The 14,282-nt window shown below is 67.7% G+C and carries 12 protein-coding genes; 8 read left to right on the top strand and 4 right to left on the bottom strand.

What is annotated here, in order from left to right:
* Positions 1–61: 61 nt before the first annotated feature.
* Both SBP02_RS01330 and rmf read right to left on the bottom strand, forming a co-directional pair.
* Complete coding sequence (locus SBP02_RS01330) at positions 62–580, bottom strand: Hcp family type VI secretion system effector (protein WP_213639744.1); 519 nt, start codon at positions 578–580, stop codon at positions 62–64.
* Between the two features lie 294 nt (positions 581–874).
* Entirely contained in the window at positions 875–1,078 is a 204-nt protein-coding gene (gene rmf / locus SBP02_RS01335) for a ribosome modulation factor (protein ID WP_318644622.1), read from the bottom strand.
* Between the two features lie 364 nt (positions 1,079–1,442).
* On the opposite strand from rmf, the gene SBP02_RS01340 reads away from it, so the two are divergent.
* The 6 genes from SBP02_RS01340 (at position 1,443) to ribD (ending at position 7,355) form a co-directional block, all read left to right on the top strand.
* The gene (locus SBP02_RS01340) at positions 1,443–1,889 is read left to right on the top strand and encodes a DMT family transporter (protein ID WP_318644623.1); all 447 of its coding nucleotides are present in this window, start codon (positions 1,443–1,445) and stop codon (positions 1,887–1,889) included.
* Between the two features lie 105 nt (positions 1,890–1,994).
* Entirely contained in the window at positions 1,995–2,735 is a 741-nt protein-coding gene (locus tag SBP02_RS01345; RefSeq protein ID WP_318644624.1) for a class I SAM-dependent methyltransferase, read from the top strand.
* Between the two features lie 77 nt (positions 2,736–2,812).
* On the top strand, positions 2,813–3,820 hold the full coding sequence (locus tag SBP02_RS01350; RefSeq protein WP_318644625.1) for a formylglycine-generating enzyme family protein: 1,008 nt from the start codon (positions 2,813–2,815) through the stop codon (positions 3,818–3,820).
* A gap of 52 nt (positions 3,821–3,872) precedes the next feature.
* Entirely contained in the window at positions 3,873–4,466 is a 594-nt protein-coding gene (locus tag SBP02_RS01355) for a GTP cyclohydrolase II (protein WP_318644626.1), read from the top strand.
* A 79-nt stretch (positions 4,467–4,545) separates the two neighbouring features.
* Positions 4,546–6,234 carry a WD40 repeat domain-containing protein gene (locus SBP02_RS01360; protein ID WP_318644627.1) on the top strand — a complete coding sequence of 563 codons (1,689 nt, stop codon included), beginning with the start codon at positions 4,546–4,548 and terminating at the stop codon, positions 6,232–6,234.
* A 38-nt stretch (positions 6,235–6,272) separates the two neighbouring features.
* Positions 6,273–7,355 carry a bifunctional diaminohydroxyphosphoribosylaminopyrimidine deaminase/5-amino-6-(5-phosphoribosylamino)uracil reductase RibD gene (ribD, locus tag SBP02_RS01365; protein WP_318644628.1) on the top strand — a complete coding sequence of 361 codons (1,083 nt, stop codon included), beginning with the start codon at positions 6,273–6,275 and terminating at the stop codon, positions 7,353–7,355.
* On the opposite strand, the gene SBP02_RS01370 is transcribed toward ribD, so the two are convergent.
* Complete coding sequence (locus SBP02_RS01370; protein ID WP_318644629.1) at positions 7,334–8,260, bottom strand: LysR substrate-binding domain-containing protein; 927 nt, start codon at positions 8,258–8,260, stop codon at positions 7,334–7,336. The genes ribD and SBP02_RS01370 overlap by 22 nt on opposite strands.
* Before the next feature lie 108 nt (positions 8,261–8,368).
* On the opposite strand from SBP02_RS01370, the gene SBP02_RS01375 reads away from it, so the two are divergent.
* Positions 8,369–9,571 carry an efflux RND transporter periplasmic adaptor subunit gene (locus SBP02_RS01375; RefSeq protein WP_318644630.1) on the top strand — a complete coding sequence of 401 codons (1,203 nt, stop codon included), beginning with the start codon at positions 8,369–8,371 and terminating at the stop codon, positions 9,569–9,571.
* Positions 9,568–12,657, top strand: a complete 3,090-nt coding sequence (locus SBP02_RS01380; RefSeq protein ID WP_318644631.1) for a MexW/MexI family multidrug efflux RND transporter permease subunit — start codon at positions 9,568–9,570, stop codon at positions 12,655–12,657. Before SBP02_RS01375 ends, SBP02_RS01380 begins: the two co-directional genes overlap by 4 nt.
* Here SBP02_RS01380 and gshA read toward each other — a convergent pair.
* A complete protein-coding gene (gene gshA / locus SBP02_RS01385) occupies positions 12,654–14,234 on the bottom strand; it encodes a glutamate--cysteine ligase (protein WP_318644632.1) in 1,581 nt (526 codons plus the stop codon). The genes SBP02_RS01380 and gshA overlap by 4 nt on opposite strands.
* Between the last annotated feature and the right edge of the window lie 48 nt (positions 14,235–14,282).

Genomic DNA, 14,282 nt, shown 5'->3' on the forward strand with positions numbered 1-14,282 from the left:
CGGCTGAAACACGACGGCCAGGACTCTGCCTGGCCGTCGTGAGCGTTACCGCGTGATCACCTTAAGCGGAGATCGGGGTACGCCAGTCGTCGGAGCCGGAAGTGCCGGAGACTTCGTGGGTCCAGACGATCTTGCGGTAGGTGAAGTAGACGTCTTCCAGGTGGGTGAAGTGGGACATGCCCGGGTCCTGGCAGTTCGGCATGCGCGACTGCACGTCGACGATCACCGCGTCTTCCAGTTCGATGGTGAAGTAGTGCTCCTGGGTACCGGTGGAGGAGGTGCGGTACCACTCCAGGCGGCACTTGCTCAGGCGTTCGCCGGAGGTCAGGGAGTTGAAGATCAGCGGCGAGGACTTGTCGAACACCTTGGTGATCATCAGCGGCTTGTGCACGCGCTGGCCGGTCGGCTGGCCGGACTGCGGGTCACGCGGGATGATGACCTGGTGGTTGAAGGCTTGAACCAGAATCTGGTCTTCATGACCTTCCTGGAAGATGTTGCCGACCGAGTCCTCGGTGAAGGTGCCTGCGGTGATCAGGCCTTGCTTGGTGCCTTCGAGGGACAGATACGCGGGTGTTGGCATGAGTGCTCTCCTTGCCTGGTTCGTGGATCGAGTGATCCGGGAGCCGGGTCTAGAGCGAATACCGTGCCATTTAATTAAAATCCTTTAAAAACAATGAGTTAGTTGATTAATGTGATGCCGCTGGCGAGGGCTGAGACGGCGCGCACAAAAAGCTGCGCAGAGAGTGGCGCAAGGTTGTGCAAGATGTTGCGCAATTGCTTGCGGTGTCAGGTCTGGCGTGGCCTGGGTGGAAGCATGCACAGCTTTATCCACAGCCCGGCGAGCAATGAGTTGCGCACTTCTGCTTGGCGGGGCTCAGGCGCTTTTCTGCTGGCGTAGCAGTTGCTCGTGACCGTCTTCCCAGCCGGCCTCCCAGGCCGCGGCGGGCACTTCGGCGGCATAGGGCTGCTGGCTGTTCGGCTGGCCGGTCAGGCCCGCCATGTAGCCCTGCTGATAGGCCTTGTTCAGGCTCTCCAGGCTCCACTGGCGCTTGTCATCGGGTTGGGCGTCGGACGCCATGGGCACGGCTCGGGTGGCTCTCGTCTGTGTCTATCTTAGCCATCCGGGGCTGCCGTGCCGGGACGCCGGTCCGGGCTTTTATACCGCTGACCATTTTTGTGATGGAGTCGACCAATGGGGCGGCGCTATTGCACCCGCCGGCACGTGCGAGGTGTTCGTCCCCTGTCATGCCTGTGTGTGCCGTTATTATTCTGGATGGCGAGGAGAAACAGTTGGCGTGGCCGGAAGTTAGAGGGCGTAGTGCGGGGGCTGAAGTTTGCGCTGTTTGTGTAATTAGATAAGTCACAGGAATGCGCTGTATTCGCATAAAGAATTTGCCCGCTCGAAGTTGCCTATGCAAGATGGCCGAAAGTGAGGTGCGTCAATGTCGATGATTATTCCGTTACTTATCAGTTTACTTGCGGGTATGGCCGTGCCGTTACAGGCCGGCACGAACTCGCAACTGGCCGCGGTGGCGGGGCATCCGTTCTGGGCGACCACGATTTCCCTGGTGGTCAGCATGCTGGCGATCGCCGTGGTCATGCTGGTCCTGAAGATGCCCCGGCCCAATATGGCCGACCTCCAGGCGGCCCCCTGGTGGGCCTGGCTCGGCGGGGTTGCCGGGGTGTTCTATATCACCGTGGCGTTGTTCATGGCGCCGCGCCTTGGCGCCGTGACCTTCATCATGTCGGTCATAGTCGGGCAGTTGTTGGTGTCGTTGATCATCGATTATTTCGGCCTGGTGGGGCTGCCCCGGCAGGAGATCAGCATGCAGAAGTTGGTGGGCGTATTGATCGTTATTGTGGGGTTCTCGGTGACGGTGAATACCTGAGTCGACGCGTTGTTTAATGCGTGCCGATTAATTATGGATGCGCGGGGTACTGTATGTTTACGTCCGTGCATGGACAGCCAAGGCACAATTATATCGGGAGGATATATGACAGTTGGCAATGCGATGTATGACGCTATTGGCTCGCGCTTCGAGGAGTTTACCGATAGTGCGTCCCAGCGTTCGGTGGAGACGGAAACCTTCTTCAGCATGGTGGGCGATGTGCGGGGCAAGTCGGTGCTGGATCTTGCCTGCGGCTATGGCTTCTTCGGCCGGGAACTCTACCGCCGGGGGGCCAAGGCCGTGGTCGGCGTGGATATCTCGCCGTCGATGATCCAGCTGGCGCGGGACGAGTCGGCGCGAAACGGCGAGAGCATCGAGTACCACGTGCGCAATGTTGCGGAGATGGAAATCCTCGGGCAGTTCGACCTGATCACCGCCGCCTGGCTGTTCAACTATGCGCAGTCCCCCGAGGAGCTGGAGAAGATGTTCGTGGTGGCCGCCAGGAACCTGCTGCCGGGCGGCCGGCTGGTGGCCTACACGGTCGAGCCCGACTACCGGCTGGCCCTGGGCAACTTCACCACCTATGGCGTTACGGTCAAGAACGAGCAGCCCCATCTGGGCGGTTACCGCTGCGACGCCGAGTTCGTCACCCATCCGCCGAGTGCCTTCACCTTCTATCGCTGGGGCCGCGGTGTCTACGAGCGGGCCATCCAGCGCGCAGGGTTCAGCGAGTGGCATTGGCAGAAGCCCATCATCTCCCAGCAGAGCCGCAGCCGGTACCCGGCGGACTACTGGGAGCAGTTCGAGCGCAACTGCCTGCAAACCGGCCTGGTCTGCACGCGCTGAGCCAGGCGGGCAGTCGCTGCCCCTGAGGCGCGCCGGCGGGCTGCGCCGCCCATTCCTGCAGGCTACGAGAGAGCGTTATGACAGCCGAAGAGTTTGCCCACTGGCCTCTGTTCGAAGAGCGCCTGAGTACCGACCTGAGCGATCGCCAGCTGATGGGATTGCCCGAGCACTTCCAGGCGACGCGGGCGGTGGCCCAGCCACTGCCGTTGTGGCGGGAGCTGGCCCTGAGGTCGAGCGAGGCCCTGTGCGCTTGCCTGGAAGACCCCGCCACGCCGCTGCCCAAGCGCCTCGTCGCGGGCAAGCTGCTGGCCGAGACCGGCGACCCGCGAATCAACGCGCTGGCGCCGCCGATGATCGAGGTGCCGGGCGGGGTCGTGCGCATCGGCCTGGCCGCGGAGGCGGTGGATGACGTCATGCAGGCGCTGGCCGGGCTGGGCCTGGATCGCGACTGGATCGTCAAGGAAACCCCGTGCCATGAGTCGAGCCTGCGGACCTACCGTATCGGCCGCTACCCGGTGACCAACCAGGAATACCGTGCGTTCCTCGAGGATTCGCGCCAGGCCAGGCTGCCGACCAGCTGGGCCTTCGGCCAGTTTCCGACGGAGCGGGCCAACCACCCGGTCTATGGCGTGCGCGCGGAGGACGCCGATGCCTATGTCGCCTGGCTGGCCGCACGCACCGGGCGTGCCTTCCGTCTGCCGAGCGAGGCGGAATGGGAGTATGCCGCAGCGGGGCCGGACCGCCTGGAGTTCCCCTGGGGCAACCGCTTCCTGAGCGACCACGCCAACACCGCCGAGACCGGCCTGTTCGCGACCACGGCGGTCGGCACCTTCCCCGCGGGCGCATCGCCCTTCGGTTGTCTGGACATGGCCGGCAATGTCGAGGAGTACGTCGCCGACGACTACCGACCCTATCCCGGGGGCCAGGCCATCGAGGACGACCTGGTCAGAGTGGTCGGCAGCCACCGAGTGGCCCGGGGCGGCAGCTTCACCCGCTTCCGCGACCTGGCGCGCAACAGTCGCCGCCACGGCAAATTCCCGCGCGACATCTACGTGATGGGTTTTCGCCTGGCCGAGGATCTGTGACGTGCCGCTGCCCAACAACGAGAACAAGAAGCCAGTCCAGCAGGGAGTGCCCATGACGCACATCAAGATCAGAAACCAGGTCGCAATTCCGCTGTCGTCGGGGAACTGCGTGGGAACCTTCATCAGCTTCAGCGGCCTGTCCTCGAACCACGAGCATATCGCCATACGCTTCGGCTCGGCGGAGTTGGACAACCCGCTGGTGCGGATTCACTCCGAATGCCTCACCGGCGACGTGTTCACCTCGCAGCGCTGCGACTGCGGCCCGCAACTGAACGAGGCGATCGCCCGGCTCAACGAGGAGGGCGGCCTGCTCATCTACCTGCGGCAGGAGGGGCGCGGCATCGGGCTGTACGCCAAGCTGGACGCCTACCGCCTGCAGGATGGCGGGCTCGACACCTTCGAGGCCAACACCCACTTGAACTTCCCGGAAGACAGCCGCGACTTCTCCCACGCCGCGCAAATGCTGCACGCCCTGAATGTCAGGCGCTGCCGGCTGATGACCAACAACCCGGACAAGGTCATTGCCCTGAAGAGCTGCGGCATCGAAGTGGACTACGCCATTCCCACCGGCGTCTTCGTGACCGAACACAACCGCCATTACCTGCAGGCCAAAGTCGCCAAGAAGAATCACCTGATCGACCTGTAGCCCGCCAACGCCGGTCCCTTCGAGCGCTCGCGCCGAGGGTCGAATCGTTTTAGACGTCCAACACAATGGAGAGTGGTTGATGAAGCACTTCGGACCCATCAGCGGTATTGCCAGTTTTCAAGACACCTATATCGCCACGGCCGGATACGACAACCAGGTGATTCTGTGGGATGCGCGAACCAAGACCCCGATTCACCGGGTCCTGCACGATCATCTGGCCAACCAGTGCGCGTTCAGCCCCGATGGCAAGCTGCTGGTCAGCTCCAGCAGTGACTACAGCGCGCGGCTGTGGGAAGTGCCGAGCATGCGCCTGAAGGCGGTGCTGATCGGCCACGAGGACGACATCGAGATGTCCGCCTTCGCGCCCGACGGCCAGACCATCGCGACCTGTTCCCGCGATCACAGCATCCGCCTGTTCGATCTGCACGGCCGACTGCTGCGGGTGCTGCGGGGGCATGGCGCCGACGTGATCTCGGTGTGCTGGTCGGCCGAGGGGGACATGCTGGTGTCCAGCAGCGACGACGGCACCATCCGTCGCTGGGACGCCAACAGCGGCCGCCAGCTCGCCCTCATCGACCTCGATGGCGTGGAGACCGACACCGTCTCGCTGGCCCGCGACGGCACCATCTTCGCCGGCGACGACGAAGGCCGGATCACGGTGATCGGGGCGTCCTCCCGCCATGCCCAGCAGGCCCATGCCGCCGGCATCAAGCGCATCGTCTGGGACGACGCCCAGGGTCTGCTGATCAGCCTCAGCTACGACCGCTCGGTGGTGCTCTGGCGGCTGGACGAGCAGGGGCAGTTGCACAAGACGGCGGAAAGCGCCTTGCCGAGCATCATCTGGCCCCGCAGCTGCGCGCTGCTCGGCGATGACCGCATCGCCTTCGTGACCTTCGGCTCCAGCTACGCCACCTGGAACTACCGCACCCAGGAATGGGACCTGAGCCAGATCGAGCCCGCGCTGAGCCTCAACGCGGTGGCGCTGGTGGGGCACGACACTTACAGCATCGGTGATGCCGGCATCGTCCAGGTCAATGGCCAGGCCTCGGTGAAGATCGGCAGCCTGTGCAATTTCCTCCTGCCGTGCGGCGACTACCTGCTCACCGGCGGGCAGATGGGCACCCTGTTCGATGCCATCAGCGGCCGTACGCTCTATCAGCATCGCTCGCCGCTGAACTGCGCCACCACCTTTCACAAGGATGGCCAGCTGCATGCGGCGATCGGCACCTACACCGGCGAGGCGATCATCTTGCGCCTCGACGCCGATGGTCCGCGTTACCTGACCCAGGTGCAGATGCACGATAACGCGATCAAGGGCATCAGCGCCGACGACAGCCTGCTGTTCAGCGTCTGCGCCACCGCGGCGGCGGCCTTCCACCGCATCGAGGACTTCGGCCTGCAGCGCTATGTGGTCAAGGCCCACGAGCGCATCTCCAATGGCTGTACGCGCATCGCCGGCGGCTTCGCCAGCATCGGTCGCGACCTCAAGCTGCGCCTGTGGCGCAACGGCGAGAGCGAGGTCTATGCCACGCCCCACGCGCACTCGGTGAAGTGCATCGCGGCCTCCGCGGACATGCGGCGGATCGCCACCGGCAGCTACGGCGGCACCGTGGCGGTGTTCGACCTGGAGCAGGGGCGCTGGGAGCGGGTCGAGAAGCCGACCGCCAGTGGCATTTCCTGCCTGACCAGCGACCCGGCGTCCAATGGCTTCCTGGCCAGTGCCTACGACGGCCAGCTCTACCCGATCGGCGCGCAGGCCGGCGCTTGAGCGGCGTCTGTGAACATCTCGGCGCGGGGCCAGGGGCGATGACGGGCTTCAGCGAGGTCGACCGCCGCCACATGGCGCGCGCCCTGGCGCTGGCGGCGCGTGGCCGTGGTTCGACCTGGCCCAACCCACGGGTCGGCTGCGTGATCGCCCAGGGCGAACGGGTGGTCGGCGAGGGCTGGCACAGGCGGGCGGGGGGGCCGCATGCCGAGGTCTTTGCCTTGGCGCAGGCCGGTGGCGCGGCGCGGGGGGCCACCGCCTACGTGACGCTGGAGCCCTGCAGCCATGTCGGGCGCACCCCGGCCTGTCATCTGGCGCTGATCGTCGCGGGCATCGCGCGGGTGGTGGTGGCCCACGAGGACCCGTTCGAGCGGGTCAACGGCCGCGGCATCGCCGGCCTGCAGGCGGCCGGTATCCGGGTCGAGCGGGGGCTGCTGGCGGAGGCCGCGGCGGAGCTGAACCTGGGCTTCCTGTCGAGCATGCGTCGCGCGCGGCCCTGGCTGCGGCTGTGCCTCAGCCTGGACGCCGACGGCAGGCTGGGACGCGCGGCCTGGGCCGATCTGAGCGAGCCCTGGGCCGACCTGCAGCAGTGGCGCGCACGGAGCGCCGCGATCCTGGTCGGCAGCGGCAGCGTGCTGGCCGACGACCCGGAGTTGAGCGTGCTGCCGGCCACGGCCGAGGCTCTGCCGCCGGTGCGGGTGGTGCTCGATGGCCGGGCCAGGGTGCCGGCGAGGGCGCGGGTCTTCGACCGGCGTGCGCCGACCCTGCACGTGCTGGGCGAGCGGCCGGGCACCTCCGTGGAGCATGGCCACGAGTGCCTGGTGCTGGGCGAGGCCGGGACGCCGATCCCGTTGCCGGCGCTGCTGTGCGAGCTGTCGCGGCGCGGCCTGCACGAGGTGCAGGCGGAAACCGGACCGAGGCTGTCGCAGGCCCTGCTGCAGGCCGAGCTGGTCGACGAGTTGCTGATCTACCTGGCCGCCCCAGCCGCCGCCGGGGCGCAAGCGCCGACGCGCCTGCCCGCAAACGCCTCGCCGGGGCCAGGCTTTCGGGTGCACGAGGTGCAGCCTGTCGGCCGCAGCTTGCGCCTGTGCCTGCGCCGCGCTCAGGGCTCGGCGGCGTCGTGAACGGCGGCGAGCTTGACCTGCTGGCGTATCCACTGGTGGGCCGGGTCATCGGAGAAGCGGCTGTGCCAGATGTGCACGAAGGGGAAGGGCGGGATGGCGAACGGCGGCTCCAGCAGGATCAGCGCCGGGTCTTTCAGGGCGCCGCGCAGGATGCGCGTGGCGACCGTGAGGATCAGGTCGGTCTGGGCGATCAGGTCGGGCGCCGCGAGCCAGTGCGGCAGGCTCACGGCGATCCGCCGCTGCAGGCCGCTGAGGCGCAGCACCCGGTCCACTTCGGCGCTGGCCGCGCCGTCGACCGAGACCGACAGGTGCGGCCGGGCCAGATAGCGTTCCAGGTCCAGGCGGGCGCCGGCGGGCAGGGTGCCGCGGTCGAGCAGGCAGGAGAAGGTTTCTTCGAATAACACCTCCACGCAGACATCGACCGGCAGGCTGGGGAACACGCCGAGGGCGAGATCGACCTTGCCCTGGGCGATCTGTTCGAGCATGCCGCTGCGGCTGTCCTGGGTGACCACCAGGTTGATCTCCGGTGCCAGCCGGCGTACCCGGCGTAGAAGCTTGGACAGCACGAACGAGGCGCCGTAGTCGGACATCGCCAGGTGAAAGGTGCGCTGCGAGTTGGCCGGGTCGAAGCCGTTGGGCTGGCCGAGCAGCCCTTCGACGCGGCTCAGCACGTCCTTGAGCGGGGCCTTCAGCGCCTCGGCCTTGGCGCTGAGGGTGACCCGGCCGCCCTGGCGGATGAGCAGCGGGTCGTCGAGCAGGGCGCGCAGCTTGCCCAGTGAGTGGCTCACCGCCGGCTGGCTCAGGTGCAGGCGGCTGGCGGTGCGGGTGACGTGCTTTTCGCTGAGCAGGGCGTCGAGGACGACCAGCAGATTGAGGTCGATGTTGCGTAGCGAGTTCATATCCATATGCCGATCAACGGGATCGTTGTTCCAAGTGCAGAGGCGAACAATGTTGCAGATTAATCGCGTTATCGAAACCGTGCTGTATGTCGCCGGCCCGTCCCGGGCCGGAAAATGCTGCCGGCCCGGGACGGCGTGCTGGAGCCCGAGATGGCCATGATGCGCCGCCACCCACGCCAGCGCCTGCTGCTGGCCTTCGTCTTACTCTGTGCCCTGCTGGCCGCCGCGGAGCTGGTGCTGTGGCCGGGGCGTTCCGACGCCGTGGCCTCCGCCCAGGCCGCCGCGCCGACCCAGGTAGCGGTTGCCCGGGTGGGCCGTGGGGCGTTTCCCCGCTACCTGGAGGCCATCGGCGAGCTGGAGGCGGTGCAGGCGGTTACCCTGTCCGCGGAGGTCGCCGGACGCATCGTCGAGCTGCCGGTGCGTTCCGGCCAGCGGGTAGAGCGTGGCCAGTTGATCCTGCGCCTCAACGATGCCGTGCAGCGCGGCGAGCTGATCCGCCTGCAGGGCCGGCTGGACAACGCGCGCACCCAGCTGCAGCGGGTCCAGCGCCTGCTCGGGCGCAACGCCATCAGCCGCGAGGCGGTCGACAATGCCCGGGCCGAGGCCCTGGCCGCCGAAGGCGCGTTGAAGAGCCTGCAGGCGCAGCTCGAACAGCGCAGTATCCGCGCCCCCTTCGCCGGCGTGCTGGGCATCCGCCGGGTACACCTGGGGCAGTACCTGAGCCCCGGCGAGGCGATCATCAACCTGTCCGGCGAGGCCGGGCTGCTGGTCAATTTCGGCCTGCCCGAGCAGAGCATGGCGCAGCTGCAGATCGGCGGACGCCTCGAGGTCTTCCTCGATGCCCTGCCGCAGCAGGCGATCGCCGGGCGTCTGAGCAGCATCGATCCGTTCGTCGCCAGCACCCGTAACCTCAGGGTCCAGGCCCTGCTGCTCGAGCCGCCGGCCGTGGCGCTGCCGGGCATGTTCGCCCGGGTACGGGTGCAGCAGGCGGCTGCGGCCGACACCCTGACGGTACCCGAGACCGCCATCGCCTACAGCGCCTATGGCGAGACGGTGTACCGCCTGGAACCGCTCGAGGCGGGGCAGCGCTATCCCCGGGTGCGCCGCGTGGCGGTCAGTACCGGCGAACGCCGCGCCGGTCTGGTGGTGATAGAGGAGGGGCTCTCGGCCGATGATCGGGTGGTCGTGGCGGGGCAGATCAAACTCCACGACGGCGCGTCGATCCGGCCCGTGGCCGACCCGGCCCTGGCCGCCGAAGCGGTGCCCGGAGCGGTGTCCGAACCGGCGGCCGGACGGCAGCGGGAGCGCAGCCTGTGACCTTCACCGATCTGTTCGTCAGGCGCCCGGTGCTGGCGCTGGTCGTGAGCCTGCTGACGATCCTGCTCGGCTGGCAGGCGTTCATGCACCTGCCGGTGCGCCAGTACCCGCTGCTGGAAAGCGCCAGCATCAGCGTCACCACCGAATATCCGGGGGCGCCGGCCGAGCTGATGCAAGGCTTCGTCACCCAGCCCATCAGCCAGGCGCTGTCGTCCGTGGAGGGTGTCGACTACCTCAGCGCCTCCTCGTCCCAGGGGCGCAGCCAGATCACCCTGCGCATGGCCCTGAACCAGGACTCGCGCACGGCGCTCGGCGACGTATTGGCCAAGGTCAACCAGGTCAAGCACCGCCTGCCGGAGCAGGCCTACGACCCGGTGATCGAGCGCTCCGCCGGCGACGCCACGGCGGTCGCCTATGTCGGCTTCTCCAGCGAGACGCTGTCGGCGGCGGCGCTCACCGACTACCTGAGCCGGGTGGTGCAGCCGCTGTTCGCCGGCATCGACGGGGTCGCCAAGGTCGAGACCTTCGGCGGCCAGCGCCTGGCCCTGCGGGTCTGGCTCGACGCGCAACGCATGGCCGGGCACGGCGTTACCCCGGCCATGGTCGAGCAGGCCCTGCGCGCCAACAACTTCCAGGCCGCCCCCGGGCAGATCAAGGGCGCCTACGTGGTCTCGGCGGTCGAGGTCAACAGCGACCTGCGCAGCCTGGACGAGTTTCGCGACCTGGTGCTGAGGCACAGCGGCCACCACCTGGTGCGCCTGGGCGATGTCGCCGAGGTGGAGCTGGGCGCGGCGTCCTACGAAACCAGCGCGCTGATGGACGGCAAGCGCGCCGTGCACCTGGGGCTCTATGCCACGCCGGGCGGCAACCCGCTGCTGATCGTCGCGGCCATCGAACGGCTGCTGCCGACCATCCGCACGACCCTGCCGCCCGGCGTGGAGGTGGCCCTGGCCTTCGAGACGGCCGGGTTCATCCAGGCCTCGATCGATGAGGTGGTGAAGACCCTGGTCGAGGCGATCCTGATCGTCGTCGCCATCATCTACCTGTGCCTGGGGTCGCTGCGCACGGTGCTGATTCCGGTGGTCAGCATTCCCCTGTCGATGCTCGGCGCCCTGGCGCTGATGGCGCTGTGCGGCTTCAGCCTCAACCTGCTGACCCTGCTGGCCATGGTGCTGGCGATCGGCCTGGTGGTGGACGATGCGATAGTCGTGGTGGAGAACGTGCACCGGCATATCCGGCGCGGCCTGACGCCCTTGCAGGCGGCGCTCATCGGTGCCCGCGAGATCGCCGCCCCGGTGATCGCCATGACCCTGACCCTGGCTGCGGTGTACGCACCGATCGGCCTGATGGGCGGGCTTACCGGGGCGCTGTTCCAGGAGTTTGCCCTGACCCTGGCCGGTGCGGTGGTGGTGTCCGGGGTGATCGCCCTGACCCTGGCGCCGGTGATGAGCGCGGCGCTACTGCCGGCGGTACAGGCCGAGGGGCGGGTCAGCCGACTGGCCGAGCAGCTGTTCCGGCGCCTGGCCCTGCATTACCGGCGGCTCCTGGCCGGCAGCCTGCGCTATCGCGGGGTGGTCCTGCTGCTGGCGCTGGCGACCCTGGTCAGCCTGCCGCTGCTGTACGGCGCGGCGCAACGGGAGCTCGCCCCGGGCGAGGATCAGGGCAACCTGCTGGCGGCGATCAAGTCCCCGCAGCATGCCAGCATCGATTTCGTCGAGCGCTACGCCGCGCAGCTGGATGACATCTTCGGCGAGCTGCCGGAGACCACCAGCACCTGGATCATCAACGGCACCGACGGCGTGGCCGCCAGCTTCGCCGGGGTCAATCTCAGCGACTGGTCGCGGCGCACCCGCGACGCCGATGCCATCCAGGCCGATCTGCAGCGGCGGGTCGATGCGGTGGAGGGCAACAGCATCTTCATCTTCCAGCTGCCGCCCTTGCCCGCCTCCAGCGGCGGTCTGCCGGTGCAGATGGTGATCCGCACGGCGCAGGACTACCGGGCGCTGTACCAGGCCATGCAGGGGGTCAAGGCGGCGGCCAGGCAGAGCGGGCTGTTCAGCATGGTCGACAGCGACCTGGCGTTCAACAGCCCGGCGACGCAGGTCCGGATCGACCGCAGCAAGGCCAACAGCCTGGGTATCCGCATGGAGGACATCGGCAGTGCCCTGGCCCTGCTGCTGGGGGAGAACTACGTCAACCGCTTCGCCCTGGACGGTCGCTCCTACGACGTGATTCCCCAGGCCCACAGGCAGCAGCGGCTCAGCCCGCAGGCGCTGGCCGGCTACTACGTGGCGACGGCGGCGGGCGAACAGGTGGCGCTGTCGACCCTGGTCAGCCTGCACAGCAGCATCCAGCCGAACAGGCTGACCCAGTTCGACCAGCAGAATTCCGCGACCCTGCAGGCGATTCCCGCCGCCGGGGTCAGCCTGGGGCAGGCGGTGGCCTTCCTCGAGCAGCAGGCGGCGCAGTTGCCGGACGGCTTCAGCATCGATTGGCAGGCGGAGGCGCGGCAGTTCAAGCAGGAGGGCAGTGCCCTGCTGCTGACCTTCCTGTTCGCGGTGATCGTCATCTACATGGTGCTGGCCGCGCAGTACGAGAGCCTGGTCGACCCCCTGATCATCCTGATCACCGTGCCGCTGTCGATCTGCGGCGCATTGCTGCCCCTGGCCCTGGGCTTCGCCACGGTGAACATCTACACCCAGATCGGCCTGGTCACCCTGATCGGCCTGATCAGCAAGCACGGCATCCTGATGGTCGCCTTCGCCAACGAACTCCAGGAGCAACGGGGCCACGGGCGTCTGCGGGCGATTCTCAGCGCCGCGACGATCCGCCTGCGACCGATACTGATGACCACTGCGGCGATGGTCATGGGCCTGGTGCCGCTGCTGTTCGCCTCGGGGGCCGGCGCCAACAGCCGCTTCGGCCTGGGGCTGGTGATCGTCTTCGGCATGCTGGTCGGCACCTGCTTCACCCTGTTCGTGCTGCCGGCGCTGTATCTGAGTCTGTCCCGGCGCAGTGGGCGCGCAGCGCGCCTGGCCGAACTGGCGGCCGGCGAGGCGCTGCGGGAAAGGCGCTCGGCGGGCTAGACCGCCAGGGCCAGGATGCTGGCCTGGTAGGCCGCGGCGAAGCTGTCGAAATCGCCTTCTTCCTGGGCCTCCAGTTCCGCCTGGTCACGCAGCGAGCGCGCCGCGGCGGCCTCGAAGGCGGCCTGCCGTTCGGCGTCGAGCGGCTGGCGGCGGAAGTACTCGGCGTGTTGCTTGCTCTGGCGCAGGGCGAACTGGGTGAAGCTTTCCCCCTGCTGCAGCTGGGCGAGGACCTGGGCCGAGGGCGTCAGCGCGGCATCGGCCACCTTGGCCCGTTGCGCCTGCAGCGCCTGCAGATGGGCGTCGCCGCCCTGGCTGCGGTCGAGCAGTTCGGCCAGCGGCCGGATGTTCTCGAGCAGCTCCTCGGCCCAGGCCTGCAGGCCGACGGCCTGGCCCTGGCGCTGCAGCTGCAGGCCGGGGCGCCGGCCCTCCTTGACCACCGCGAGGAAGTTGTCGGTGCAGGCGTGGCACTCGTCACTCTCCAGCAGCGGGCTGGCCTGCAGCGCACAGAACAGCAGGAAGGCGTCGAGGAAGCGTGCCTCGTCCAGGTCGATGCCCAGCGGCAGGAAGGGGTTGATGTCCAGGCAGCGCACCTCGACGTACTGCACGCCGCGGGCCATCAGCGCCTGGATCGGCCGTTCGCCGCTGGCGGTGACGCGCTTGGGGCGGATGTTCGAGTAGTACTCGTTCTCGATCTGCAGGATGTTGGTGTTGAGCTGCTGCCACTCGCCGTCCTTCTGGGTGCCGGCCTCGACATAGGCGGGGTAGGGCGTGGCGACCGCCTGGCGCAGGCTGTCGGTGTAACTGGCCAGGTCGTTGTAGCAGGGGGTCAGGCCGGCCTGGGCGTTGCTCTGGTAGCCCAGGTCGCTCATGCGCAGGCTGGTGGCATAAGGCAGGTACAGGGTCTGTGGGTCGAGCTGCTCGAGCTGGTGCGGGCGGCCGCGCATGAAGCCGACGTCCAGCGCCGGCGAGGCGCCGAACAGGTACATCAGCAGCCAGCTGTAGCGGCGGAAGTTGCGGATCAGGCCGATGTAGCGCGCCGACTGGTAGTCGCGGGCGCTGCGGTTGTCGCCTTCGGCCTGCTGCAGCAGGGTCCACAGGCTTTCCGGCAGGGAGAAGTTGTAGTGGATGCCGGCGATGCACTGCATGGTCTTGCCGTAGCGCAGCGCCAGGCCCTTGCGGTACACGTACTTGAGCCGGCCGATATGGGAGTCGCCGTAGCGGGCGATCGGAATCGTCTCCTCGTCCGGCAGGGCGCAGGGCATCGACGGGCTCCACAGGTACTCGCCGTCGAGCTTGCTGTAGGCGTACCTGTGGATGTCTTCGAGGTCGGCCAGGGTCACCGCCGCGTCGGCCTCGGCCGGGGTGATGAACTCCAGCAGTGCCTCGGAGTAGTCGGTGGTGATCTGCGGATGGGTCAGCGCCGAACCGAGCGTCACCGGGTGCGGGGTCAAGGCCAGCTGGCCGTCGCTGTCGACGCGCAGGCATTCGCGCTCGATGCCGTGCAAGCACTGGGAAAGCAGGGAGAGGTTGGCGCGCTCGCCGAGCAGGGCCAGGCGGCGGGATAACAGGTCGCTCAAGATTGCATTCCTTCACGCGTCGGTCGGCCCAATATGGGGGCGAAACGA

The sequence above is a fragment of the Pseudomonas benzenivorans genome (genome assembly GCF_033547155.1).
GTDB classification, from domain to species: domain Bacteria; phylum Pseudomonadota; class Gammaproteobacteria; order Pseudomonadales; family Pseudomonadaceae; genus Aquipseudomonas; species Aquipseudomonas benzenivorans_B.

Coding starts and splice junctions, on each gene's coding strand:
- SBP02_RS01330 (WP_213639744.1), bottom strand. CDS start 580: ATGCCAACACCCGCGTATCTGTCCCTCGAAGGCACCAAGCAAGGCCTG.
- rmf (WP_318644622.1), bottom strand. CDS start 1,078: ATGGCGTCCGACGCCCAACCCGATGACAAGCGCCAGTGGAGCCTGGAG.
- SBP02_RS01340 (WP_318644623.1), top strand. CDS start 1,443: ATGTCGATGATTATTCCGTTACTTATCAGTTTACTTGCGGGTATGGCC.
- SBP02_RS01345 (WP_318644624.1), top strand. CDS start 1,995: ATGACAGTTGGCAATGCGATGTATGACGCTATTGGCTCGCGCTTCGAG.
- SBP02_RS01350 (WP_318644625.1), top strand. CDS start 2,813: ATGACAGCCGAAGAGTTTGCCCACTGGCCTCTGTTCGAAGAGCGCCTG.
- SBP02_RS01355 (WP_318644626.1), top strand. CDS start 3,873: ATGACGCACATCAAGATCAGAAACCAGGTCGCAATTCCGCTGTCGTCG.
- SBP02_RS01360 (WP_318644627.1), top strand. CDS start 4,546: ATGAAGCACTTCGGACCCATCAGCGGTATTGCCAGTTTTCAAGACACC.
- ribD (WP_318644628.1), top strand. CDS start 6,273: ATGACGGGCTTCAGCGAGGTCGACCGCCGCCACATGGCGCGCGCCCTG.
- SBP02_RS01370 (WP_318644629.1), bottom strand. CDS start 8,260: ATGGATATGAACTCGCTACGCAACATCGACCTCAATCTGCTGGTCGTC.
- SBP02_RS01375 (WP_318644630.1), top strand. CDS start 8,369: ATGCTGCCGGCCCGGGACGGCGTGCTGGAGCCCGAGATGGCCATGATG.